This window comes from Candidatus Vondammii sp. HM_W22, from assembly GCF_022530855.2.
Lineage (GTDB): Bacteria > Pseudomonadota > Gammaproteobacteria > Chromatiales > Chromatiaceae > Vondammii.
In genome coordinates, this window is record NZ_CP099567.1 from 2,679,167 (window position 1) to 2,701,532 (window position 22,366).

At 51.2% G+C, this 22,366-nt stretch carries 23 protein-coding genes, 1 tRNA gene and 3 pseudogenes; 14 read left to right on the forward strand and 13 right to left on the reverse strand.

Annotation, left to right across the window (positions count from 1 at the left end; genetic code table 11):
• The first annotated feature begins 40 nt into the window (after positions 1 to 40).
• From murA to hisC, 4 genes are all read left to right on the forward strand, one after another.
• Positions 41 to 1,300: a UDP-N-acetylglucosamine 1-carboxyvinyltransferase gene (gene murA / locus MN084_RS15115; protein ID WP_241085908.1), complete on the forward strand. Its 1,260-nt coding sequence runs from the start codon at positions 41 to 43 to the stop codon at positions 1,298 to 1,300.
• A gap of 37 nt (positions 1,301 to 1,337) precedes the next feature.
• Positions 1,338 to 1,985: an ATP phosphoribosyltransferase gene (gene hisG, locus MN084_RS15120; protein ID WP_241085907.1), complete on the forward strand. Its 648-nt coding sequence runs from the start codon at positions 1,338 to 1,340 to the stop codon at positions 1,983 to 1,985.
• 116 nt (positions 1,986 to 2,101) lie between these two features.
• The gene (gene hisD / locus MN084_RS15125; RefSeq protein ID WP_241085906.1) at positions 2,102 to 3,406 is read left to right on the forward strand and encodes a histidinol dehydrogenase; all 1,305 of its coding nucleotides are present in this window, start codon (positions 2,102 to 2,104) and stop codon (positions 3,404 to 3,406) included.
• A gap of 93 nt (positions 3,407 to 3,499) precedes the next feature.
• Positions 3,500 to 4,600, forward strand: a complete 1,101-nt coding sequence (gene hisC / locus MN084_RS15130; protein ID WP_241085905.1) for a histidinol-phosphate transaminase — start codon at positions 3,500 to 3,502, stop codon at positions 4,598 to 4,600.
• A 227-nt stretch (positions 4,601 to 4,827) separates the two neighbouring features.
• Here the strand turns inward: hisC and MN084_RS15135 are convergent.
• The 3 genes and pseudogenes from MN084_RS15135 to MN084_RS15140 all read right to left on the reverse strand — a co-directional run.
• Positions 4,828 to 4,929, reverse strand: a pseudogene (locus MN084_RS15135) (methyl-accepting chemotaxis protein); the annotation flags it as partial.
• Positions 4,930 to 5,754: 825 nt separating this feature from the next.
• On the reverse strand, positions 5,755 to 6,186 hold the full coding sequence (locus MN084_RS19925; RefSeq protein ID WP_445083843.1) for a transposase: 432 nt from the start codon (positions 6,184 to 6,186) through the stop codon (positions 5,755 to 5,757).
• 57 nt (positions 6,187 to 6,243) lie between these two features.
• Entirely contained in the window at positions 6,244 to 6,984 is a 741-nt protein-coding gene (locus MN084_RS15140) for an IS30 family transposase (RefSeq protein ID WP_330178145.1), read from the reverse strand.
• A 57-nt stretch (positions 6,985 to 7,041) separates the two neighbouring features.
• Here MN084_RS15140 and MN084_RS15145 point away from each other — a divergent pair, with 57 nt between their 5' ends.
• Positions 7,042 to 7,485, forward strand: coding sequence for an EAL domain-containing protein (locus MN084_RS15145; RefSeq protein ID WP_330178146.1), 444 nt, complete (start codon positions 7,042 to 7,044; stop codon positions 7,483 to 7,485).
• Between the two features lie 78 nt (positions 7,486 to 7,563).
• Here MN084_RS15145 and MN084_RS15150 read toward each other — a convergent pair whose 3' ends face one another.
• Complete coding sequence (locus tag MN084_RS15150; RefSeq protein WP_330178147.1) at positions 7,564 to 8,715, reverse strand: trypsin-like peptidase domain-containing protein; 1,152 nt, start codon at positions 8,713 to 8,715, stop codon at positions 7,564 to 7,566.
• 168 nt (positions 8,716 to 8,883) lie between these two features.
• Here MN084_RS15150 and MN084_RS15155 point away from each other — a divergent pair, with 168 nt between their 5' ends.
• The 6 genes from MN084_RS15155 (at position 8,884) to MN084_RS15180 (ending at position 13,570) form a co-directional block, all read left to right on the forward strand.
• Positions 8,884 to 9,636 (forward strand): Nif3-like dinuclear metal center hexameric protein, encoded by a 753-nt coding sequence (locus MN084_RS15155; protein WP_241085903.1) that lies wholly within the window; start codon positions 8,884 to 8,886, stop codon positions 9,634 to 9,636.
• A 200-nt stretch (positions 9,637 to 9,836) separates the two neighbouring features.
• Positions 9,837 to 10,430, forward strand: coding sequence for a ubiquinol-cytochrome c reductase iron-sulfur subunit (gene petA / locus MN084_RS15160; RefSeq protein ID WP_241085902.1), 594 nt, complete (start codon positions 9,837 to 9,839; stop codon positions 10,428 to 10,430).
• A complete protein-coding gene (locus tag MN084_RS15165; protein ID WP_445083844.1) occupies positions 10,430 to 11,671 on the forward strand; it encodes a cytochrome b in 1,242 nt (413 codons plus the stop codon). The genes petA and MN084_RS15165 overlap by 1 nt, the downstream gene beginning before the upstream one ends.
• Positions 11,668 to 12,402, forward strand: coding sequence for a cytochrome c1 (locus tag MN084_RS15170; protein ID WP_241085901.1), 735 nt, complete (start codon positions 11,668 to 11,670; stop codon positions 12,400 to 12,402). Before MN084_RS15165 ends, MN084_RS15170 begins: the two co-directional genes overlap by 4 nt.
• Positions 12,403 to 12,513: 111 nt before the next feature.
• A complete protein-coding gene (locus MN084_RS15175; RefSeq protein WP_330178148.1) occupies positions 12,514 to 13,137 on the forward strand; it encodes a glutathione S-transferase N-terminal domain-containing protein in 624 nt (207 codons plus the stop codon).
• 34 nt (positions 13,138 to 13,171) lie between these two features.
• Positions 13,172 to 13,570 carry a ClpXP protease specificity-enhancing factor gene (locus MN084_RS15180; RefSeq protein ID WP_277400262.1) on the forward strand — a complete coding sequence of 133 codons (399 nt, stop codon included), beginning with the start codon at positions 13,172 to 13,174 and terminating at the stop codon, positions 13,568 to 13,570.
• A gap of 45 nt (positions 13,571 to 13,615) precedes the next feature.
• Here MN084_RS15180 and MN084_RS15185 read toward each other — a convergent pair whose 3' ends face one another.
• Entirely contained in the window at positions 13,616 to 13,957 is a 342-nt protein-coding gene (locus tag MN084_RS15185; RefSeq protein ID WP_241085899.1) for a DUF3301 domain-containing protein, read from the reverse strand.
• Between the two features lie 89 nt (positions 13,958 to 14,046).
• Here MN084_RS15185 and MN084_RS15190 point away from each other — a divergent pair, with 89 nt between their 5' ends.
• On the forward strand, positions 14,047 to 14,562 hold the full coding sequence (locus MN084_RS15190) for an O-acetyl-ADP-ribose deacetylase (RefSeq protein WP_241085898.1): 516 nt from the start codon (positions 14,047 to 14,049) through the stop codon (positions 14,560 to 14,562).
• Between the two features lie 12 nt (positions 14,563 to 14,574).
• A pseudogene (locus MN084_RS15195) lies at positions 14,575 to 14,789 on the forward strand (RND transporter).
• A gap of 93 nt (positions 14,790 to 14,882) precedes the next feature.
• On the opposite strand, the pseudogene MN084_RS15200 reads toward MN084_RS15195, so the two are convergent.
• The 6 genes and pseudogenes from MN084_RS15200 to mutY form a co-directional block, all read right to left on the reverse strand.
• A pseudogene (locus tag MN084_RS15200) lies at positions 14,883 to 15,101 on the reverse strand (ABC transporter permease); the annotation flags it as partial.
• Positions 15,102 to 15,140: 39 nt separating this feature from the next.
• A protein-coding gene (locus tag MN084_RS15205; RefSeq protein ID WP_330178149.1) for an IS3 family transposase occupies positions 15,141 to 16,219 on the reverse strand; the annotation gives its coding sequence in 2 pieces (ribosomal slippage) (positions 15,141 to 15,967 and positions 15,967 to 16,219; 1,080 coding nt in all).
• Positions 16,164 to 17,096: a hypothetical protein gene (locus MN084_RS15210; protein WP_241085897.1), complete on the reverse strand. Its 933-nt coding sequence runs from the start codon at positions 17,094 to 17,096 to the stop codon at positions 16,164 to 16,166. Before MN084_RS15210 ends, MN084_RS15205 begins: the two co-directional genes overlap by 56 nt.
• 114 nt (positions 17,097 to 17,210) lie before the next feature.
• A tRNA-Phe gene (locus tag MN084_RS15215) sits at positions 17,211 to 17,286 on the reverse strand.
• Between the two features lie 71 nt (positions 17,287 to 17,357).
• Complete coding sequence (locus MN084_RS15220) at positions 17,358 to 17,627, reverse strand: oxidative damage protection protein (protein ID WP_241085896.1); 270 nt, start codon at positions 17,625 to 17,627, stop codon at positions 17,358 to 17,360.
• Entirely contained in the window at positions 17,627 to 18,694 is a 1,068-nt protein-coding gene (gene mutY / locus MN084_RS15225) for an A/G-specific adenine glycosylase (protein ID WP_241085895.1), read from the reverse strand. The genes MN084_RS15220 and mutY overlap by 1 nt, the downstream gene beginning before the upstream one ends.
• A gap of 220 nt (positions 18,695 to 18,914) precedes the next feature.
• Here mutY and MN084_RS15230 point away from each other — a divergent pair, with 220 nt between their 5' ends.
• Positions 18,915 to 19,757: a L,D-transpeptidase family protein gene (locus tag MN084_RS15230; protein ID WP_241085894.1), complete on the forward strand. Its 843-nt coding sequence runs from the start codon at positions 18,915 to 18,917 to the stop codon at positions 19,755 to 19,757.
• A gap of 53 nt (positions 19,758 to 19,810) precedes the next feature.
• On the opposite strand, the gene MN084_RS15235 is transcribed toward MN084_RS15230, so the two are convergent.
• Together MN084_RS15235 and MN084_RS15240 are read right to left on the reverse strand one after the other, a co-directional pair.
• Entirely contained in the window at positions 19,811 to 20,095 is a 285-nt protein-coding gene (locus MN084_RS15235) for an Lpp/OprI family alanine-zipper lipoprotein (protein ID WP_241085893.1), read from the reverse strand.
• Positions 20,096 to 20,251: 156 nt separating this feature from the next.
• Positions 20,252 to 22,324 (reverse strand): AsmA family protein, encoded by a 2,073-nt coding sequence (locus tag MN084_RS15240; protein WP_241085892.1) that lies wholly within the window; start codon positions 22,322 to 22,324, stop codon positions 20,252 to 20,254.
• Positions 22,325 to 22,366 lie beyond the last annotated feature (42 nt).

A 22,366-nucleotide genomic window follows, 5' to 3' on the forward strand; every position in this document is an offset into this window, starting at 1 on the left:
TTATCTCAGCGGGCCAAGTGCCCGATTTTGGCAATTTTTAATGGATAAACTGATAATTACTGGCGGCGGTCCCTTGTCAGGGGATGTGCGTATTGCCGGGGCAAAGAACGCGGCCCTCCCTATTTTGGCGGCAACCCTTTTGGTGGATGGCCCGATGAGCGTGGGTAATGTACCTCATCTGCACGATATCACCACGACCATGGAGTTGTTGGGGCACATGGGTGTCCAGCTGGTGGTGGATGAGCGTCTCTGCATAGAGACTGACACCTCCACCATCAAAGACTTTCACGCTCCCTATGAGCTCGTGAAAACGATGCGTGCATCTATTTTAGTGCTCGGTCCGCTGTTGGCCCGGTTTGGGCGGGCGGAGGTCTCTCTACCCGGCGGTTGTGCCATCGGCTCAAGACCGGTCAATCTGCATATCGAAGGGCTTCGCGCCATGGGCGCTGATATCGAGGTGGAGGCGGGTTATATTCGGGCCAAAGCCAAACGCCTGAAGGGTGCCAGGCTGGTGATGGATATTGTTACCGTCACAGGTACCGAGAATCTGATGATGGCGGCAACACTGGCGGATGGCATTACCGTCATCGAGAATGCTGCCAGAGAGCCGGAGGTGGTCGACTTGGCCAACTGCCTGAATAAAATGGGCGCCAGGGTGAGTGGTGCAGGCACGGATACCGTCACTATTGAAGGTGTGAAGCGTCTTATCGGCGAACATTATGATGTATTGCCGGACCGCATCGAGACCGGCACCTATTTGGTAGCCGCTGCGATTACCGGCGGCAGTATCCGTATTCGGGATACTCAGCCGGGGTTGGTGGATTCAGTTATACATAAACTACGTGAATCCGGGGCCGAGATTGAGGCCGGTGAAGATTGGATTACCCTCGACATGAAGGGGCGGCGGCCTAAATCGGTGAATGTGCGTACCGCACCTTATCCGGCTTTCCCTACGGATATGCAGGCGCAGTTCACTGCGCTGAACAGCGTTGCTCAGGGGGTAGGGATTATCACTGAAACGGTGTTCGAAAATCGCTTTATGCATGTGCTGGAGATGCAGCGCATGGGAGCTGATATCCGGCTTGAAGGCAATGCGGCAATCTGTGATGGCGCTGAGCGATTGACAGGCGCGCCGGTAATGGCGACGGATTTGAGGGCATCAGCCAGCCTAGTGCTGGCCGGCTTGGTGGCAGAGGGTGAAACCGTGGTTGAGCGTATCTATCATATCGATCGCGGCTACGAGAACATAGAAGAGAAACTGTCCGGGCTTGGGGCTCAGATCCGGCGGATACCTAATTAGGCAAGAACATTTCTCTCAGGCAGTGTTTGTGAAAAACATGGATTTTGACACGTCGATTACCATTGCGCTCTCCAAAGGGCGGATTTTCAGGCAGACTCTGCCGTTGCTGGCACATGCCGGCATTAAACCGGTGGATGATCCTGAAACCAGCCGTAAGCTGATTCTGGATACCAACCATCCTCAGGTGAAACTGGTGATTATTCGTGCCACAGATGTCCCAACTTATGTGCAGTGGGGTGCGGCCGATCTGGGCGTGGCGGGAAAAGATGTGCTGCTCGAACATGGCGGAGAAGGGCTGTATGAGCCGCTGGATCTGCAGATAGCACAGTGCCGGCTGATGGTGGCGGGTGTCCCGGATGCAGAGTTGACCGGTAACCGGCTGCGTATTGCCACCAAGTATGTTAATTCGGCTAGGCAGTATTTCGCTGCCCGGGGGCAGCAAGTTGAGATTATCAAGTTGTATGGCTCCATGGAACTGGCACCTCTGGTCGGGTTATCTGATCTGATCGTGGATCTGGTGGAGAGCGGCAATACATTGAAGGCCAATGGGTTGGTTCCACTGGAGCATATCACCGACATCAGCTCTCGCTTGGTGGTCAATAAGGCGGCCTGGAAAATGAAACATGGCACCGTCATGCAGTTGCTGGAAGCGCTGCGTGAAGCGGTGGCTGAGAGTAGTCACTGATTCAGGGCAAATTCGCCTGAAGCGGATGAATTTCAGCCTCCTGATATCCGTTCGGAACCGGCTGATTCATAGGTACATTTCCCTGAATACCCCAAATTATACAGCGGAGTAGAAAAATGGCTGATATAGCACAGCTATCCACCACCGATACCGGTTTTCAGCAACGGCTGGAGCAGTTGTTAGCCTGGGAGTCAGTATCTGATGGCGGGGTCAATCAAACAGTAAACGATATTATCGTCGATATCCGTTCCCGGGGCGACGATGCACTGCTTGAGTATACAAGCCGTTTCGATGGCTGGGATGCAAGAGGTGCCGCTGATCTGGAGATTCCTGCTGCAAGGTTGGCGCAGGCATGGAGCTGTATCCCCGAAGATCAGCGCCAGGCACTGGCGCATGCTGCTGAACGTGTCCGCATCTACCATGAAAAACAGAAAACAGAATCATGGAGCTATACAGAAGAGGATGGCACGCTGCTGGGACAGCAGGTGACCGCAATCGAGAGGGTTGGGCTCTATGTGCCGGGAGGCAAGGCGGCCTATCCCTCTTCAGTTCTGATGAACGCGCTGCCGGCGAAGGTGGCGGGTGTTCAGGAGCTGATTATGGTGGTTCCCACCCCGGGTGGTGAGTTGAATGAACTGGTGCTGGCCGCCGCCCACCTTTGTGGTGTTGATAGGGTGTTTGCTGTTGGGGGCGCCCAGGCGGTGGCGGCCCTTGCCTACGGTACTGAGTCGATCCCCCCGGTGGACAAAGTGGTGGGTCCCGGCAATATCTATGTGGCGACTGCCAAACGGGCCGTATTTGGGCAAGTGGGTATAGACATGGTTGCAGGACCCTCTGAGATTCTGGTGATCTGTGATGGTAAAACCAACCCTGACTGGGTCGCTATGGACCTCTTCTCCCAGGCAGAACATGATGAAGATGCCCAGTCTATACTGCTCTGCCCGGACAAGGTTTTCGTGGCGCAGGTGAAGGCCAATATTGACCGGCTGTTGCCGACCATGGAGCGTGAACCTATTATTGCCACGGCCCTGAAAGATCGCGGTGCGCTGATTCACTGCCGGGATTTGGACGAAGCTTGTGAGGTCTCTAATTTTATTGCCCCAGAGCACTTGGAGCTCTCGGTTGACAATCCCCAGGCGCTGGCGCCAAAGATCAGGCATGCGGGTGCCATCTTCATGGGCCGTTATACGTCCGAGCCCTTGGGTGATTACTGTGCCGGCCCAAACCATGTATTGCCCACCTCAAGGACGGCGCGCTTCTCCTCTCCGCTGGGTGTCTACGACTTCCAGAAGCGATCCAGCCTGATTATGGTCTCGGAGACGGGCTCTGATACCCTTGGCAAGACGGCATCCGTTTTGGCACGGGGTGAAGGACTTACTGCTCACGCCCGCTCTGCTGAGTATCGGTTTAAAGATAAATAGCATCCGTCCATTGTCACTGCCCCTGAGCCGTGACTTCGTGGTCGATAGTCGTAACAGAGATTGATGAATTGTCCGGGTTAAGAGGCGACTCCAATGAGTGAACAGGGTATTGATACATTGGTTAATCAATGGGTGCGCCCGGAAATAAAGGGGCTCTCTGCCTATCATGTGCCCAAGGCGTCAGGCCTGATTAAGCTGGATGCAATGGAGAACCCCTACAACTGGCCGGATGAGTTGCTGAGTGCTTGGCTAGGGCGGCTACGGGGAGCGGAGCTGAATCGTTATCCACACCCTCAGGCCCCGGGGGTTCAGGCACGGTTGCGCCAGACTATGGGGATACCGGAAGATGCCGGTCTGATTTTGGGAAATGGCTCCGATGAGCTGATTCAGATGATTGCCATGATGCTTGCGGGTGGCAACCGGAAGATCCTCTCAGTGGATCCTAGTTTTGTCATGTACAGCATGATAGCGACCATTGCCGGTATGGCGTATGTCGGTGTTCCCCTGGACAGTGATGATTTTTCCCTGGATACAGAGGCGGTGCTGAGCGCTATTGATCAGCACCAGCCTGCGGTCATATTCCTGGCCTATCCGAACAACCCCACTGGCAACCTGTTTCCGGTGAAAGATCTGGTCCGCATCATTGAGGCTGCTCCCGGGCTGGTTGTTATTGATGAGGCCTACGCTCCCTTTACCGATGCCAGCTTTCTCGGCAGAGTCGGGGAGTTTGCCAATCTTCTGGTGATGCGTACCGTCTCAAAGATGGGGTTGGCGGGCCTGCGGTTGGGGCTGCTGGTCGGAGCACCAGCATGGATCGATCAGATCGACAAGATACGCTTGCCGTATAACATCAACATACTGACCCAGGTTAGCGCCGAATTTGCACTGGAGCACCAGACCCTGTTCGATCGACAGACCGATGCAATCCGGGAGCAAAGAGTGGCTTTGTTCAGTTCGTTGAAAACGATTGATGGTATTCGTCCTTTTCCCAGTGAAGCCAATTTTATTCTGGTCAGGATGCCGAAAGAGCGTGCGGTGGAGATCCATGGGAGCATGAGAGAGAGTGGGGTGTTGGTGAAAAATCTTCATGGTGCTTACCCTTTGCTGGCAGATTGCCTTCGGCTGACAGTGGGAACCCCGGAAGAGAACCAGGCGCAACTGGCCGCCTTGCAAGCGGCGCTACAGTCAGCCTAGTCAGTCTTCATTCGGAAGCAGCGCTCTTCTTCCTGCTGATTTATAGTCTAAACTGGGCAGTCGGTTCCCTCAATTGAACAGAGGGCCGATTCAGGCCTTCGCTGGCTGCAACTACGCGCTCTGAGCTCTCCAGGCTATTTTCTTCGGCAACTGTGCTCTGTTGTGTGGCAGTGGCAATTTGGGTTACCACACTACTGATGGTATCCACTGATCGGGTGATCGATTCAAGAGATACCCCGGCCTCCTTTGCCTGAGTTGCCGTTGCTTGGTCCCCTCGCCGCTTCAATGGCTGCGTTGAGCGCGAGCAAGTTGGTCTGTTCTGCTATCTCAGGATATTGCTGATGTTGTTGTAACGCTCGATTAGGCTGGTATTCTGTTCAATGTGGTTGATGGTTGCATCAAGCCGCCGGATAGGTATGGTGTCTCTGTGGGCGAAAAACCGCTCGGCCAGCGCAAGAACCAGGATGGCGATGTTGTAGTTAATATCCCGGCCCAGAGCCTCTGCCGATGAAAATGTCTCTTGGATTTCAATTTTGCTGGTAATCGATCAGTCGAGTCCGGCGATGTCCGGTGGAGTGTAGGCTGAGAGTACCGTTTTTCCACAGCACCCGGTAAAGATGCTTCCGCCGCTTTTCTCCCTGGCCTGACGCCGACGTTGCAGGTGTGCCTATCTGTTGCAGTCCTGCATTGATTCCCTTGGCTGATTATGTCGGTAATCTCGCGTGAAATCCCTGCACGCTCTAGCAAGGCAGGGTAACCACCAGGAGATTCCACAATGAACAGGCTGATGCTGTGTGCCACCCGGTCTTTACTAACCCCAGATAGGTTTTGCCGGTTTTTCCTTGTCCGACCTCTTGCTATTCTGCACTGGTGGCGATACCGTTTGGCTTGTCTACCGGCACCTGGAAAACGAGCACTCCATGCGGTTTTTATCGTCAAACATAGGCGAGGCGATAAAAGCGGCTTGGTCACTATAGGGGGACCACAGGGTTTTGAATCGACGACTGTTACACGGTCGGATTTGTCTGCTTTCACTGCTGATCTAAAGGTCTCTCCCAGACCTGAGTCCTAAACCAGCATGGGGGCCGAGATCAGGGAGGCGCCAGAATCGATCTCCTTGGAGGCGGTGTAAATAATATTGCCGTTTTCAGACCCTACCAGAAAAATATCCTAGACGAACTTTGCCAAGAAGACCTGCAATTTTGAGTGATACAGGCTGTGAATATGTCCATAGAAGGTGTCGTCTTCAGGATCATTCCATTTCTCTTTTTCGCCCAAAGGGTTTGGGTTTGTCTTGAGGCACTGATACTGGATAGCAGCGGCTGTTTCATCCAGGCCTTTCGTAATGGTGGATTACAAATTGTAAGTGTATCACCTGTACTTTTCAGAAAGACTTCGTTTGGCGTCTGATAATTGAGGCATCTCAGAGGTCGATTGTTGAGCTTTCCTACCACTGTTGCAAGCATTAGATTAGCGACCTTTTGCCAATCGATTCCTCTAGGAAAGTGCTGACGCAGCAGCCCATTGATATTTTCATTGGTGCCCCGTTGCCAGGGGGAATAAGGATCAGCAAAGTAAACATTCATGCCTGTGGCCTCTTCAATTTTCCTGAACTGAGCACATTGCTTTACCGTTATCAACCGTCAGGGTTTTACACCATTTCTCAGGTATGACCTTAAGGCAGTTGTTGTCACCAGATAAAAAGTATCTGCCGATTTGTCGCTCAGTTTAGCAGCAACCAGTACGCGGCTCTTTCTTTCCACATGGGTGGCAATGCCACCTGAGCCCTTGGCTCCCTCAACACTATCACCTCTCCAGTGGCCAAAGCGATGGCGGTTGCCAATACTCAAAGGACGATCATGGATGCTGACACAATCGGGCGTCAGACCACGTCCAGTCCCGTATTGCTGCTGTCTTAGACGCTTTTTGTGCCGCCTCAGTAGATGTTGGTACAAAGAATCGACTTGTGCCGCATTCTCGTATATCCATCGATAGATACCTTCCGGGCTAATTCGCAGACATGCACTTCGAGGATGATCCAGCTTGAGGCGTCCAGCCATTTGTTTCCGGTGACCAATCCTCCGGTAACCGATCGATGGCATAATGCAGGCGTTTTTTATGCGACCGCCTGCGAGTGTGCCTCGGTTTCTTGCATCGAACCATCGCACGTTTTGTGCAAGCCCATCCCGGTAACAGGCTATGAGTCGACCATTGATCACTTCACGTGAGATGGTGGTGTGATGACGACCTAAACGACGACCAATGTCTCTATAACTTAAACGCCAATGTAAAAGATACATGAGCGTATGGCGTTCTTTTGCACCAAAATAGCGATAAGACACGATTTGCGGTGCTCCTGTATAAATAAGATTTCGTAATCTCATTTTAGTCATCCAGGTGATGCACTTACAACTTGAATCCACCCTTTGTTATTGATCAGTTTGCTTATTATCCGGATTCCACCAGAAAGAATCTGTTTTGAAATCACCGAAACTGCCGTAGTTTTCAGTCTGGGTAAGGCGGTCCGTTTTATCGAGGAGCTACGGGGTTTTGGTTGTCGTTTTGTCCTTGACGATTTTGGCACCGGGATATCTTCGTTCGCCTATCTCAAGAGTTTGCAGGTGGATTACCTGGAGATCAATGGTACTTTCGTTCGGGATATTTTGGAAGATAAGCTTGATTTTTCCATGGTTCGCTCTATCAATGAAATAGGGCATGTCATGGGCAAGTTGACCATTGCCGAATTTGTCAAGAATGAGCGAATTTTGCAGTGGATGACCGAGATAGAGATGGATTATGCGCAGGATTATGGTGTTGCCCGTCCAGCACCTCTTGAGCAACTGCTAGGCGGATTATCCCAAGAAGAAATTAAAAATAGCGAGTAACCAATACACTTTAGACGATACTGGAAAATGTTGAGTGCACTACGTCAAACCATCAGATTTCCTCTCTCAGGCTGACTCCTAATTTTCCTTCCTGGCTCTTGGCCGTTCGCTGACAGTTACCTTTGTTTGATACGCCCCTGTGCCTTTCAGTCCTTTGATTTTTACCGAGCTCCCGGGTGGTATTGCCGAGATGATATTGAGTATGTCATGGGCACTGGAAGGAATGTGGTTGCCTATCTGCGTAATGATATCGCCGGGCTCAATCCCTGCCTGATCTGCTGGTCCACCCTCAAGTATACCTGAAACCAGGACGCCGCTGTGATCTCTAAAATTAAATGATTCCGCTAGTTCGGGGGTGATGTCCTGACCGGCAATGCCAAGCCAGCCCCGAACGACACGGCCCTGTTTCAGAATCTGGTTCATGACCCCTCTGGCCAGGGTGATTGGGATGGCGAAGCCAATGCCCTGGGAACCGCCACTTTTAGAGAAAATAGCGGTGTTGATGCCCACCAGTTCACCGTAGGCGTTAATCAGGGCACCACCTGAGTTGCCAGGATTGATGGCGGCATCAGTTTGGATAAAATTTTCAAAAGTGTTGATCCCGAGTCGATCTCTGCCGGTTGCGCTGACAATGCCCATTGTCACTGTCTGGCCAACGGCAAACGGATTGCCGATGGCCAGCACCACATCACCAACCCGGAGGCTGTTGGAGTTTCCCACGGTGATCGCCAGCAGGTTATCTGTATCGGTTTTCAGTACTGCAAGGTCGGTATCCGGGTCTGTGCCTACCACCTCGGCATTCAGTGTTTGGCCATTTGCCAGTACCACCCGTATTTCATCGGCTTCTGCAATGACATGGTGGTTGGTCAGTATGTAGCCGCGATTGCCGATGATGACTCCGGAACCCAGGCTGGCCTGCAGGCGTTTTTTCGGTTTAGCACTAAACCGGTCGCCAAAAAAGCGGCGAAATAAGGGATCAGTGAATGGTTGACCGCCTTGTTCGATAGTGACTTTAGTCGTATATATGTTGACTACGGAGGGTGTGGCCAGTGCAACAGCATCGGCATAGGATGCTGGTCCGGAATCGGCCCTGCTGCGTTGAACTGAAGGTTCGATCAGTTCCACGCGATCGGGTGCAGAGTCTGAAAACAGGCTGATGGCCAAGTATGCGGCAATCAATCCTGAGGCAACGGAGAGGAAAATAAAGACAATGATTTTTTTAAGCTGCATATTATATTGGCGCATTGTGTAAATCAGATAGAATTGGATTATCTACTATTTCTGCAGGTTCTTGAATTGATAAGCTGGAAGCCTGTTCAGAAATAGCGGCCGGAGGGGATTAAAATTGGACTGAATCTCCGTCATTGTCAGAGTGAAAGAGCAGTTGGAGATGGTTTTATGGAGAGTCTGTATGAACTGGAACGCTACTGCAGTGGTTTTCTGAATGCGAGTGCGTTTAACGATTACTGCCCGAATGGTCTGCAGGTTGATGCAGGTGTGACCCAGGTGTGCAGTCTGGTCAGTGGGGTGACGGCCAGCCAGGCTCTGATTGATGCGGCGGTGGAAGCTGATGCTGATCTGTTGCTGGTTCATCATGGCTATTTCTGGAAAGGTGAGCCGCCAGCTCTCATTGGGGTTAAGGGATGCCGGGTGCGGACTTTGATGTCTCATGGGATCAGTTTGCTGGCCTACCACCTGCCATTGGATGCACACCCGATATTGGGTAACAATCGTCTGCTTGGCGATCTGTTGGGATTTTTGGATGTCGCCCCGATAGAAGAAGGCGCCTTGATTTGGCAGGCAACACTCGAGCTTGATTTGACCCCCGATGGGCTCGGTTTGTTGCTTGCGAGTAAGCTTGGGCGCAAGCCGCTGCAGATTGAGGCCGGTGATCGGAAGATCAGAAAAGTCGGTTGGTGTACCGGGGCAGCTCAGGGTGCCATTGAGCAGGCGGCGGCGATCGGTCTGGATGCTTTTATTACCGGTGAAGTATCAGAATTCACGGTCCATCTGGCGCGTGAGTTAGGAATTCATTTCTTTGCTGCAGGGCATCATGCCACAGAGCGTTCTGGTGCATCGGCGTTAGGCCACCACCTGTCGGAGAAGTTCAATATAAAACATCAGTTTATCGATGTGCCTAATCCAGTTTGATTACCTGTCTCTTTATAAGCTGTACTGATAGCCGCTTATTAAATATAGAGTACCTTGACCTCAAGCTAAACATGGTGGAAAATCGCCGTCTATTTTGAGGTAAATATCAGCATATTCTTGTTTTCCTGTAGCGCAAGGTTATGCCTTGTTCATGGTGGAAATTGAAGTGCATCCAGCCTACTCCGGGAGTATGGGATATTATGAGTGTAGATGGCGTGGATTTAAAAAAGCGGCGGTTTCTTACCACTGTAACGAGTGTGGTCGGTGCTGTGGGTGTCGGCTTTGTGATGGTGCCTTTCCTGGCCTCCTGGAGTCCCAGTGAGAGAGCCAAGGCAGCAGGGGCACCGGTTGAGGCTGATATTGGCAAGCTTGAGCTAGGTCAGTTGATGCGCATTAAGTGGCGCGGTAAACCGGTCTGGGTCATTTATCGGACTGAGAAAAACCTGAAGGAGCTATCAAGCCTTGACGGCATCCTGGCGGATCCCAACTCTGAGATGCAGCAACAACCAAGCTATTGTGTGAACCCGCACCGTTCGATCAAACCTAAATACATGATCGCTGTCGGCATCTGTACCCATCTGGGCTGCTCTCCAACCTATCGCCCGAAAGTTGCGCCTGCAGACCTTGGAGCCGATTGGATTGGTGGCTTCTTCTGCCCTTGCCACGGATCAAAATTCGACTTGGCGGCCCGCGTCTTCGCTGGCGTTCCGGCCCCTACCAATCTGGTCATTCCTCCGCATCAATACCTGTCCGACACTAGGTTGTTGATAGGTGAAGACGGAGGCGCTTCCTGATGAGTAAAATGAGCGATTTTGTCGGCTGGATCGATGATCGATTTCCGATGACCAAAGTGTGGAACGAGCACTTGGCCCAATACTACGCACCAAAGAACTTCAACTTCTGGTACTTTTTTGGCAGCCTGGCGGTGCTGGTTCTGGTGCTTCAGATCGCCACTGGCATCTGGCTTGCCATGAGCTACAAACCTGACGCAGAACTGGCATTCGGTTCTGTCGAGTACATCATGCGTGATGTGAACTGGGGCTGGTTGATACGCTACCTGCACTCCACAGGTGCGTCTGCCTTCTTTGTTGTGATCTACCTGCACATGTACCGGGGTCTGATCTACGGCTCTTATCGTAAGCCCAGGGAGTTGCTGTGGCTCATCGGTGTGGTTCTCTATGTCCTGATGATGGCAACAGCCTTCATGGGCTATCTGCTGCCATGGGGTCAGATGTCATACTGGGGTGCCCAGGTGATCATTAACCTGTTCAGTGCGGTACCGGTGATCGGTCCGGATCTGGGTGTCTGGATTCGCGGCGACTATGTGATCTCCGATGTGACACTGAACCGCTTCTTCTCGCTGCACTTCATGTTGCCGTTCCTGCTGGTGGCCGCTGTGTTTATTCACATTGTGGCGCTGCATAAGGTGGGTTCCAACAATCCGGATGGTATCGAGATCAAGAAAGGTCCAAAGGGCAATCGCTGGAGCGATACAGCACCAGCTGATGGCATCCCTTTCCACCCTTACTACTCCGTCAAGGATATAGCGGGTGTGGCCGGGTTCCTGTTTCTGTTTGCTGCGGCGGTCTTCTTTGCGCCGGAAATGGGTGGCTACTTCATTGAGGCCCCCAACTTTGAGCCGGCCAATCCATTGAAGACGCCTGAGCACATTGCGCCAGTATGGTACTTCACGCCGTTCTACGCGATTCTGCGGGCGATTCCTTCGATGCTGGGTTCCGCCTTCCCAGGCGTGATTGCCATGGGGGCTTCCATTGTGGTCTTCTTCTTCCTGCCCTGGCTGGATAGAAGCCCGGTGAAGTCTATTCGCTACAAGGGGCCCATCGTTAAAACGGCAACCGGCATCTTTGTTGTTGCCTTTATCGTTTTGGGTTGGCTGGGTACTCAGCCCGCGACCGAGACTCTGACTCTGTTGGCGCAGATCTTTACCGCACTCTATTTCGCGTTCTTCCTGCTGATGCCGATCTACAGCAAGATGGATAAGACCAAGCCTGTTCCAGAGAGGGTGACCAAATGAAAAAGCCAATTATTGCATTTCTGTTGGCTATGGTGCCGGTCCTTGGAATAGCGTCTGGCGGTGTTCATCTGGATGATGCCAATATCGACCTCAGTGATACCGCATCTTTGCAGCGTGGCGCCAAGTTTTTTGTTAACTACTGCCTGAGTTGTCACTCAGCCAAGTACCAGCGTTATAATCGCATGGCAAAGGATCTGCACATGACCGAAGAAGAGGTGACGGCGAATCTGATGTTCACCACCGATAAGATTGGTGACACCATGCAGATCGCTATGGATCCTGCCCAGGCGGAAGCTTGGTTCGGAACGTCTCCACCTGATCTGAGCGTCATTGCCCGGGCGCGTGGCGTGGATTGGCTCTACACCTACTTTCGTGGTTTCTATGTCGATGAGTCCCGCCCCTTTGGCGTAAACAATGTTGTCTTTGCAGATGTGGGCATGCCCCACGTGCTTTGGAAATTGCAGGGTATGCAGAAAGCGGTATTCCACGAAGTGGATGGCCAGCAAGTGGCTGAGAAGCTAGTGCCTGTTGAGGGTGCGGCGGGCAAGGGGGATATGACCCCTGAGCAGTTTGATGTGGCGATGCGGGATCTGACGGCCTTTCTAAGCTATATCGGTGAGCCGATTCAGATGGAGCGTAAACGTTTGGGAGTCTGGGTTCTGCTTTTTATTGCGGTCTTTTTCGTCATAACTGTTCTGTTGAAGAAAGAGTACTGGAAAGACGTGCATTGATTGAACTTTCATTCTAAGACACGGGGACGCACGGTTTAAGGTATACTGTGCGTCCTTTTTGTTTTTTGTACCAAGTCTATTTCTTACAGGCTGTAATCTGGAGTGGTTTGTATGACTGCTGTTGCAAACAAGCGATCTGTGATGACCATGTATTCGGATGGAAAAAGTCCTTACAATCATCGTGTGCGTATGGTATTGGCAGAGAAAAACATCACAGTGGAGATCGTTGATACGGACCCTGTAAATATCTCTGAAGATATCATGGATCTGAATCCATACGGGACTTTACCTACTTTGGTGGACAGAGATCTGATTCTCTTTGAATCCCGCATCATCATGGAGTATCTGGATGAGCGCTTTCCTCATCCACCGCTGCTGCCGGTTGACCCTGTCTCCCGTGCCAGCTCCCGGCTCTTTATGCATCGAGTGAGCAAGGATTGGTATAGCTTAATGGATGGTATTTTTGCCGGTGGCAAAGGGGTTGCAAAAGCCCGCAAGGAGCTGCGGGAGAGTCTGACTGCGGCAGCGCCTATTTTTAATCATAAGCCCTACTTTATGAGTGATGTTCTGACGCTGGTGGATTGCGCCATAGCCCCGCTGCTATGGCGCCTACCTCTGCTCGGAGTAGAGTTGCCGCCACAGGCTAAACCCGTGCTCGATTATGCCGAGCGCCTGTTCGAGAGAGAGTCGTTCCAGCAGAGCCTTACCGAGGCTGAACGCGAGATGCGTGAGTAATAAGCTGCAGGTCAAGAAATGCTCACAGTTGAAAATGATCAGCTCTAATCGACCTTACCTGATTCGGGCGCTTTATGAGTGGCTAGTTGACAATGGTCTGACCCCGCATCTGCTGGTTGAAGCAGAGGGGGCGGGCGTTGTTGTACCCACCCAATACGCGGAAGATGGACGGATTGTTCTTAATATAGGTCTATCGGCTGTGCATGACCTGGAATTGGGCAATGATTACATCACCTTTAATGCCCGCTTTGGCGGCAGCCCCATGGTTGTTATCGTGCCGCCTTCAGCCGTGCTCAGGATTTACGCCCGGGAGAACGGTCGGGGAATGCTGTTTCCGGACGAAGAGTATCAAGATGGTGACGAAACGCCTCCGGACAATGATCCTGAACCGATGCTACCCAAAGAGCGGCCAAAGCTGAAAGTCGTTAAATAGCGGCGGACTGATTCTTCAGTAGATCGCCTCTTTTCAGCCAGTTGATTATTCTGGCGGCTTCCGGGAGAAGGGGGTGGCTTTATCCTCTCCGGTTGGCAGACCGAGGCTGAACTCTTCGAGTTGAACGCCAATCAGGGTGATATGCCCGCTCAATCTCCCCATACCCTCTTCGCTGTAGTCAAAACGGAATTGCCGTCTAAACCGGATTCCATGGGTGGTCCAGCGGATGTCCAGTCGTCTTAGTGATACAGTCTGGTCAAGAAACTGCACATTACGTTTGGCGCATGCCGTCTTGCAGATGCCTGTGGCAAGCTCACGCGCCCTGGCACCATCAAGCCAGAGCCAAGCCAGAATGCCAAAGATAATGATGACGGTTAATGAAGACATAGCCAACTCATAAATATTAATCTGTTATTGAGAAGTTACACTGAAAACAGCCAAGCATAAACCCGGTGAGAGTGAAACGCGGTAATTAAATGAAGCGTGTAAATCATCAGGCACGGATACAGCTAGTCCGGGGAGATATAACGTCACTGCAGGTTGATGCCATCGTCAACGCAGCCAACCCGAGTCTTCTTGGCGGCGGCGGTGTGGACGGCGCAATTCATCGCAGGGCAGGCCCTGAGTTATTGGAAAGCTGCCGCTCTCTGGGCAGCTGCCAAACTGGAGAGGCCAGAATTACACCCGGTTTTCTGTTGCCCGCGAAATGGGTGATTCACACGGTGGGTCCGATCTGGCGCAGTGGCGATCAGGGTGAAGCAGAGCTGCTGTATGCCTGCTACGAGAGCTCATTTGCTCTGGCACGTAAAGCGGGTGCAAAAACGATCGCTTTTCCTGCTATCAGCACGGGTGTTTACGGTTATCCAAAAAGAGAGGCGGCCGGGATTGCGCTGAATGCCATGTGGGCCGCAAAAGGGTTTGAAGGCATCATAGCCTGCTGCTTTAGTACGGCAGATGAGCAATTGTATACTCAGATGAACCGCAATGATTGATAGGAGTTAAAAATGGCCTGGTTGGATGAGCCCCCCTCACCCTGATTGTTATGGCATGTCTGTTACTCGGACTCGCGCCTTTTGTCCCTGAGCCCCATATCTGGGAAAAATTGAAAATGCTGGCAGCGGGAACCCTGGTTCGCCCAATCGATATTTTTGATCTGCTGCTCCACGCCACGCCTTTTGTTATGCTGATTTTAAAGCTCATTCGTATGAAGTTGTCCTGAGCCTTATTCTTGTTGAGGAATGCGGGTGTCCGTCCGGAAGCAGCCCAATTTCTCTCATAATGAATGCCATTTCATATACTTTGTAACTGTAAGTTATAACTTTGCGGTCTTAGCGCCTTTGCCGGGGCGTGAACCCATCCAGACCGCAACAATCGCCCCAAGACCGGTAACGCCTGCGATCAGCAGAAGAATCATGATTTGATATTTTGCCGCTTCCAGTGGGGGGCTGCCGGCCAGTATTTGTCCTGTCATTATGCGGGGGATATTGACTATACCGGCCGCTGCCATGGCATTGATAATGGGTGACCTTCCCCCCATCTTAATACCAAGACTTGGATGAGATAATTCATTCTAAGCGGCCCTATTCACAAAGGCCACAGGTGACAAATAATTTAATGCGCTATGAGGCCGCACGTGATTGTAGTGCTCTCGCCATTGATCAATTTCATGTCTAGCGTCATCAATGGACATGAACCAATGCTGATTTAAGCATTCATTTCTGAATTTACCGTTTAAGCTTTCTACAAACGCATTCTGAGTAGGCTTACCTGGCTGAATAAAACCTAGCTTAACGCCACTTTCTTTTTGCCAGTAGAACATCGCCTTGCTAGTAAACTCAGTACCATTGTCGCAGATTATTTGATCCGGAGCGCTCCTTAGCTCAATCACCTGAGTTAAAAAACGAGCGACCTGGTGACCATTGATCGAGAAGTCAGAGAGCTGGCCAATAACTTCTCTTGAGTAATCATCAATCACATTAAATACTCGAAAGCGGCGACCATTAGCCAACTGATCACTGACGAAATCCATTGACCAGCGTATATTTTTACCAATGGGCATAATCGTTGGCATTCTTGGTCGTATTATCTTCTTGCGTTTTTTAGTCCTCACTTGAAGACCTTCTTCGTTATAGACTCGGTAGGTCCGCTTCTTGTTTTTCACAAGCCCCTCTCCTCTCAGGAGGCCATGTAAAAACAAATAACCATAACTCGGATGCTTTTTTGCCAGCTCAAGTAACCGTTTGCGTAGAGGCTCATCTTTTCCCCATTGAGTAACGTACCGAAAAGCGGTTCTACTTAAGCCTACTAATTGGCAAGCTCTACGCTCACTTAATTTGAACCGCGACTTAAGGTAGCTCACGATTTGTTTTCTATCAGCAGGCTTTACCACTTTTTTGAGAGCACATCCTTCATCGCCTCAGCTTCAAGCATTTTCTCGGCAAGTAACTTCTTAAGCTTGTTGTTTTCGCTTTCAAGCTCTTTGAGCCGTTTGGCTTCTGAGACATCCATCCCGGCGTATTTGCTTCGCCAGTTATAAAAGCACCCGGTTGAAATGCCGAACTGACGACAAATGTCATCAACTTTTACCCCTGACTCATGCTGCTTGATGGCACCAATAATTTGCTCTTCTCTGTAACGCTTCTTCTTCATCTTGAGATCTCCTAATACACAGACTAATTGGAAATCTCATCCTTGTCATGGCTCTATTTCTGGGGGAATGGTCACACTTAATACTGAGCATCTCCCTGCCTGGCCTCATGCCAGTATTCACCAGTATCAAAACAACATCGCTCAATAACTCACGTATCCAATATGTCTTTTGTGAGATCGTATCTATGCCGTTTTTGCCTTTTGCATGTAGCAACTTCTCACCATGCTGTAAGTAGCGCCACATATTGGCATTCAAAATACGCAGCTCTTTGTCGTTAAAGTAAGGTCTACGCTTGAAACTCGCATCACCATCATTGATAGTCTTTGGAATGAACTCTATATAGTTTAATTCCTTAGCTTTGCGGAAGATGTAATTGAGTGCTGTATTGTGAGTTGCAACTGTGGATGAACTTGGATTTCTACCTAACATCTCACTGCGCTTTATGGAGAACTTCTTTAGCTCAGCTTGCGCGACGTTGTGGCACATGTAGTCGCCAAGTATCGGGATGATGTATTTATCGATGACCTGCACCAAATCTTTTGGCAAGTCTTTTTGTGTGCGCTCTGCTTCAGCGAGCAGTTCATTCCTACATAACTGACACACACTGCGGAATCTGCGAGTCACATCGACTCTGCCCATTTCTTGTGCGTATTTAATGTCTCTGTATCTGTTTTCTGCTGCTGATTTTGCAGCTGTAATGTCAGCTTGACCAGTGCTGTATACAACCCAACGACCAGTGCTTCTTTTAATACGCGCCTGCCAGCGCTTTGAACCTTTGCGCCTAAATAGGACAACGTTACCCTCACACAGAGTGCGTTCTTTAGTCGAAAATGGAGTTATATTTTGCTTTTTTGAATTCGAAACCGCACTTTCCATAGCCACCTCTAATGTAAGGTTGTATGGAAGTGTAGCGGTAAACGAGGTGCGCTAAAAGTGCGCGAAAACAGTAGAATTAGTATGGATTTATAACTTACTGTTTTATATAGAAAATGGTGGCCAGGGACAGAATTGAACTGTCGACACGCGGATTTTCAGTCCGCTGCTCTACCAACTGAGCTACCTGGCCATATTTGGAGGGCGTATTAGACCGATCCAGCTGCCTTGAGTCAAGTCCAATGGACGCTTTTTCAGCGCCAATCAGCTCATTGTGGTGAAGCTTTCAGGAGTTTCCGCCCCTTCTCCAAAGAAAAACTTCTCCATCTGCTGCTCCAGAAACGGCCGTGTTTTCGGATCAATCAGATTGAGTCTGTTTTCATTGATCAGCATGGTTTGCTGCTGCATCCACATCTGCCAACCCTCTTTTGACACATTCTCGAAGATCCGCTTCCCAAGATCACCTGGGTAGGGCGCACGGTCTAAACCTTCCGCCTCTTTATTCAGTTTGACGCAATTTACCATTTGGCTCATCAGGCTTCTCCTTCGAAACGCTGTTTCAGTTCATCGATTAGCCGGGAGACTGGCGCCGCCAGACCACGGGCATCGGGATTTACGGTGTTATACCAAACTATGAGGTCCCTATCCATCACACAATTTACACTGTTATTCAGCCGGATCACGAGGGGCGTAATATCCAGATGGAAGTGTGAAAAGGTGTGTCGACGCACCGGCCAATCCTCTGACTCACTGACTGACCTGCCCAGCCGCTGTCTGCACCAGTCATCTGCAGCCGCCTTATCCGCACACTCCGGCAACCCCCAAAGCCCACCCCATATCCCGACAGGGGGTCTCTGCTCCAGCAGTATCTCCTTTTTTCCATTATGTATAAGCAGCATATAGGTGCTTTTGACGGGTGATTTTTTCCGTGGCTTCGAACCCGGATAGTCAGACTGTTTTCCTTCCAATTTTGCCTGACAAAGATGTGCTAGCGGGCATAGATCGCAATCAGGGCGGCTCCTGGTGCAAACTCCAGCACCCAGATCCATCATCGCTTGGTTGTATTTCTGTACCTCTTTTTGTGGCGTCAATGTCTCGGACAAACCCCAAAGCCGCTTTTGTACTGCCAACCTTCCCGGCCAGCCTTCCACTGCAAAGCAGCGGGCAAGCACGCGTTTCACGTTGCCATCGAGAATCGGCTGATGCTCGCCAAGTGCCAGAGAGAGGATAGCGCCTGCAGTGGAGCGTCCTATCCCGGGAAGGTCAACAATCTGTTCGAAATCTCGGGGGAATTGGCCCTCGTACTGGTCACGAATCTGTATCGCCGCCCGGTGCAGATTTCGTGCCCGAGCGTAATACCCCAATCCTGACCAATGATGCAAAACATTATCCAGCGATGCATCCGCCAACTTTCCCAGATCCGGGAAGCTGGCCATGAAACGTTCAAAATAGAGGATAACCGTTACTACCTGAGTCTGCTGCAGCATAATCTCCGAGACCCAGACACGGTATGGCGTTGGCTGCTGCTGCCAGGGAAGATCCTTGCGGCCATTGCACTCAAACCAATCGATGACACTGGATGCAAATGGGACTGATTCCAACTAGTGGCTCCGGAAATAAAATTTAAATTCTGTGGAGGATATTCTACCTGCTTCTCAAGCCAGCAGATGCGGTTTATGAGACAATGTAGCCGTTGGATCCGAAATAAACAGAGCCCCTGTGATAACTATGCTGAAACGCTTCTCATTGATTTGCCTGCTCTTATGCCTCCCTCTGGCAGCGTCTGCCCTAAGCTTCCCTCTGCCAGAGTCTGGCAATGACTTGATCGGGAAAGTCCGTCTGGTCCAGACGCGATACGAGGATACCTTATCCGACCTAGCACGTAATAATGACCTGGGCTACACAGAGATTACTGAAGCCAATCCGGAGGTTGACCCCTGGCTCCCGGGAGAGGGCACCCAGGTAGTACTGCCCTCACTTTTCATCCTCCCGTCAGGGCCGCGGGAAGGGGTGGTAATCAATCTGGCAGAACTTCGAATCTATTACTACCCGAAAGGTGAAAATAGGGTTATCACCCACCCTCTCGGCATAGGACGGGAGGGCTGGAGCACCCCCACAGGAGTCGCGCAGGTTACCGGAAAAAAGCATAAACCTACCTGGCACCCACCCGAATCGCTCCTAAAAGAGCACGAAGAGAATGGCGATCCACTTCCGGCTGTGGTAGAATCCGGACGGGATAATCCGCTCGGCGAGCACGCCATCTACCTCAGTATCCCCGGCTATCTTATGCACGGCACCAACAAACCCTATGGGGTTGGCACGCGCATCAGCCATGGTTGTATCCGCCTCTACCCGGAGGATATTGCCTCTCTGTTCAAGCTGATTCCCATCGGCACGCCGGTTCGGATCATCAATACGCCTTATAAGGCGGGCTGGATGGACTCAAGACTCTATGTTGAGGCCCACCCACCACTAACTGAACAGCGCAAAGCTCAGGGCATTAATTTCACCCCCATGGTCTCAGCCATTATCAAAACGCTGGGAGAGTCCAGCCTAAAGCCCGACTGGGATGCCATAAAACAGGCTGCAGTCAATCAAAAAGGCATTCCGGTTCCGGTAACCGAGGAAACACCTCAAACCAACATCAACCTGCAACAGAATTAAAAAGGCCCGATAACCAAGCGGTTGTCGGGCTTTTGCGTTAATTAAACGCTGGCTTATTTAGCCATAGATTTGCTCATCATGCGATCACAACGCTCTGAGCATTCATCGGCGGCACTTTGAGCTGCATTAGCCGCATTCATAGCGGCAGAAGCCTTGTGATCGGCCCCATCAGCAGCAGACAACGCTTCTTTGGCGTCGGACATTGCTGCATCAGCTGTCTGTTGTGCTTTAGAAATGCCAGCCCGCATCTGCTTCAGTTGGTCTGTGCTGGCACAGCCAGTGACAAGACCCAGGGCCAGTACCATGGCAGACAGTTTCAGAAGGGTATGCTTATTCATTACTCATTGCTCCTTAATCGTGGTTAAAACCGGTGTCGTCACTGCCCTGCTTAGCCTGACAGATTCCCCATAGGGAATAGTACCGCGTTTCTCAAATAAGAAGCGGAAAAAGATTCACAATGTGCCCATTCACTTCCCAAAATCGGGATTTTCGGGTCAATTAAACAAACCTTTCAGTTTATCCTGGAGCTTGCTCTTAAATTTCTGCTTCATTTCCTCTTTCTTCTCTTCCAGCTTGGCCTTCTGGCTTCCCGCCAGCACCTGCCCCCAATCGACACTGTAATCAGGTGATGCATAAGGCCCCGTCAGGTGTATCGGAACAGGGATGCCTTTCAAATCATCCAGCCCTTCACCGCCCTGCCCTTTTGCCGTGCTGACAATCACCGCCTTAACGGTGTAATCCAGCGTCTCGGGGACCAGATTCACTTTACCCGCACCGGTAATCCTCAGATAGGGAGACTTTGCCAACAGGTCCTTGTTGGTTAGCACCCCTTTGGAGATAACGGCAGAGCCACTCAGTTTTGAGAAATCGGTCTGATTCGGCGCATCCGATGCAGGCGCAGCACCACCACTGAACTTCGCCTTGGTCTCCCGAATAGCCTTGGCCAGATTGAAGCCTTTCACCGCACCATCTGCAAAATTAAAATCAAGCGTGCCACCAAGGCTTCGCTTGATAGCATTAATGCTGTTGCCCCGGGTATTCAGTTTGGCATTGAAACTCCCTTTTCCGTCAAATTTATCCTGCCCAGTCAAATCCTTGACCAGAGGGCCTGCCTGCAAATTTGCCAGGTGCTGCTCTATGTTCATCACCGGGCTTTTTCCAGCCACGTTCAGATTTACCTTGCCGGTGTAGTTGCCCTGATAAAACTTCCCAATTTTCTGAGTCGTCTCCAACTTGCCTTTGCGAGCCTTTATCGTCACCTGTAACTGTTCAGCATGCAGCTTGTTGATAGTCAGCTTGCCTACCTTGAGGCTGCCATTGAGATCGAGGCCACGCAGCATCTCTATCGGCATCAACTCCTCATCACCGGTGGTACTGGACGGCGCCTGCTTTTCTACCGGCTCATCCTTTGCCGGGGGCAGATAGCGATCCAGATCGATAGCGTCAACATCTAGGTTAAAAGCCACAGCCGCCCCTTTCAAGGTGGCATCGCCGCTGATTTTTGTATCATCGAGGCTGATCATCAGTCCACTAAGTTTTGTGGCATCCCCTTGATTGCTCAGCACTACCTGGGCAGCAAAGCGACCCAGTACTTTGGGGTCTGCCATTTCGGGCAGAGAGATACCCTGACTGACCAGCCATTCACGCAGGTTAAACTCAGTCAGGCTCAGTTTCCCGCTAAATGCCGGTTTGCTATTCAAATCAGCGCCTTTAAGATCGCCGGCAAGCTGCAACTCGCCGGATCTCACTTTCAGCCCATCCAGGGTTAATGCAGTGCCATCCAACGTCAGACTGGCTGCCGTCTCCAGCTCAGCGTGTAGAGCGCCGGTGGCGAATGCTTTTCCATCCGCGTCCACCATCAGTGTCAGCCCGGCGATCTTCAGCAGGCCCGCCGCCTCATCCATCGACACCGTACCCTTCATCTCAATCTTTGCCTTGAGCTGGGGTTCGCTGCTTTCCAGCACCATCTCCATCTCAAGGGCAACCGGCTGCCCGGAAGTGATCGAGCCACTCTTAAGAGAGAACTGATCTACCGAGAATTTCTGACCGCTGCTGCGGTCGTCCCAGGTTACCTGAGCATTATTGATATCCACGCCGCCAATGGGAAATCCCGCCAGACCGGAGCCTGCCTCGGCAGGTGTGTCATCATGTTTGGCTTCTCCCTCTTCTACCAAATCATCCCAGTTGCTGGTGCCCGCTTTATTCTTGGCAAGATTCAGCTGCAATCCATCCAGCCCAATGGTATCCACTTCCAATTTACTGCTCAGCAGAGGTATCAGCTTGACGCGAACGGCAACATGCTTCACCGCTGCAAATGGCTTATCTCCAAATCCCCTGGCGTTACCCAGCTCCAGAGCACCAAGCTCTACCCCAAGCCAGGGAAACACAGAGAGTTGAAGATCGCCATCCATCTTCAATGTCCGGCCTGTCTGCTCCTGCACCTTGGCGATAATCTCATCCTTGTAGTCGTTAGGATCGATAACCATGGGTATGATAACCACTGCCGCAACCACCAGCAGCAAGATCAGGCCCAACAGACCACCCACTATTTTCAACAGCTTACCCATTGTCTTCTCCGTGCTATTTTTTATCCGTACAAGCATGGTGGC

What these genes read in the sequence shown, in the direction of transcription:
- murA (WP_241085908.1), top strand. Translation starts at nt 41, where the DNA reads ATGGATAAACTGATAATTACTGGCGGCGGTCCCTTGTCAGGGGATGTG.
- hisG (WP_241085907.1), top strand. Translation starts at nt 1,338, where the DNA reads ATGGATTTTGACACGTCGATTACCATTGCGCTCTCCAAAGGGCGGATT.
- hisD (WP_241085906.1), top strand. Translation starts at nt 2,102, where the DNA reads ATGGCTGATATAGCACAGCTATCCACCACCGATACCGGTTTTCAGCAA.
- hisC (WP_241085905.1), top strand. Translation starts at nt 3,500, where the DNA reads ATGAGTGAACAGGGTATTGATACATTGGTTAATCAATGGGTGCGCCCG.
- MN084_RS19925 (WP_445083843.1), bottom strand. Translation starts at nt 6,186, where the DNA reads ATGAATGTTTACTTTGCTGATCCTTATTCCCCCTGGCAACGGGGCACC.
- MN084_RS15140 (WP_330178145.1), bottom strand. Translation starts at nt 6,984, where the DNA reads ATGAGATTACGAAATCTTATTTATACAGGAGCACCGCAAATCGTGTCT.
- MN084_RS15150 (WP_330178147.1), bottom strand. Translation starts at nt 8,715, where the DNA reads ATGCAGCTTAAAAAAATCATTGTCTTTATTTTCCTCTCCGTTGCCTCA.
- MN084_RS15155 (WP_241085903.1), top strand. Translation starts at nt 8,884, where the DNA reads ATGGAGAGTCTGTATGAACTGGAACGCTACTGCAGTGGTTTTCTGAAT.
- petA (WP_241085902.1), top strand. Translation starts at nt 9,837, where the DNA reads ATGAGTGTAGATGGCGTGGATTTAAAAAAGCGGCGGTTTCTTACCACT.
- MN084_RS15165 (WP_445083844.1), top strand. Translation starts at nt 10,430, where the DNA reads ATGAGTAAAATGAGCGATTTTGTCGGCTGGATCGATGATCGATTTCCG.
- MN084_RS15170 (WP_241085901.1), top strand. Translation starts at nt 11,668, where the DNA reads ATGAAAAAGCCAATTATTGCATTTCTGTTGGCTATGGTGCCGGTCCTT.
- MN084_RS15175 (WP_330178148.1), top strand. Translation starts at nt 12,514, where the DNA reads ATGACTGCTGTTGCAAACAAGCGATCTGTGATGACCATGTATTCGGAT.
- MN084_RS15180 (WP_277400262.1), top strand. Translation starts at nt 13,172, where the DNA reads ATGATCAGCTCTAATCGACCTTACCTGATTCGGGCGCTTTATGAGTGG.
- MN084_RS15185 (WP_241085899.1), bottom strand. Translation starts at nt 13,957, where the DNA reads ATGTCTTCATTAACCGTCATCATTATCTTTGGCATTCTGGCTTGGCTC.
- MN084_RS15190 (WP_241085898.1), top strand. Translation starts at nt 14,047, where the DNA reads ATGAAGCGTGTAAATCATCAGGCACGGATACAGCTAGTCCGGGGAGAT.
- MN084_RS15210 (WP_241085897.1), bottom strand. Translation starts at nt 17,096, where the DNA reads ATGGAAAGTGCGGTTTCGAATTCAAAAAAGCAAAATATAACTCCATTT.
- MN084_RS15220 (WP_241085896.1), bottom strand. Translation starts at nt 17,627, where the DNA reads ATGAGCCAAATGGTAAATTGCGTCAAACTGAATAAAGAGGCGGAAGGT.
- MN084_RS15235 (WP_241085893.1), bottom strand. Translation starts at nt 20,095, where the DNA reads ATGAATAAGCATACCCTTCTGAAACTGTCTGCCATGGTACTGGCCCTG.
- MN084_RS15240 (WP_241085892.1), bottom strand. Translation starts at nt 22,324, where the DNA reads ATGGGTAAGCTGTTGAAAATAGTGGGTGGTCTGTTGGGCCTGATCTTG.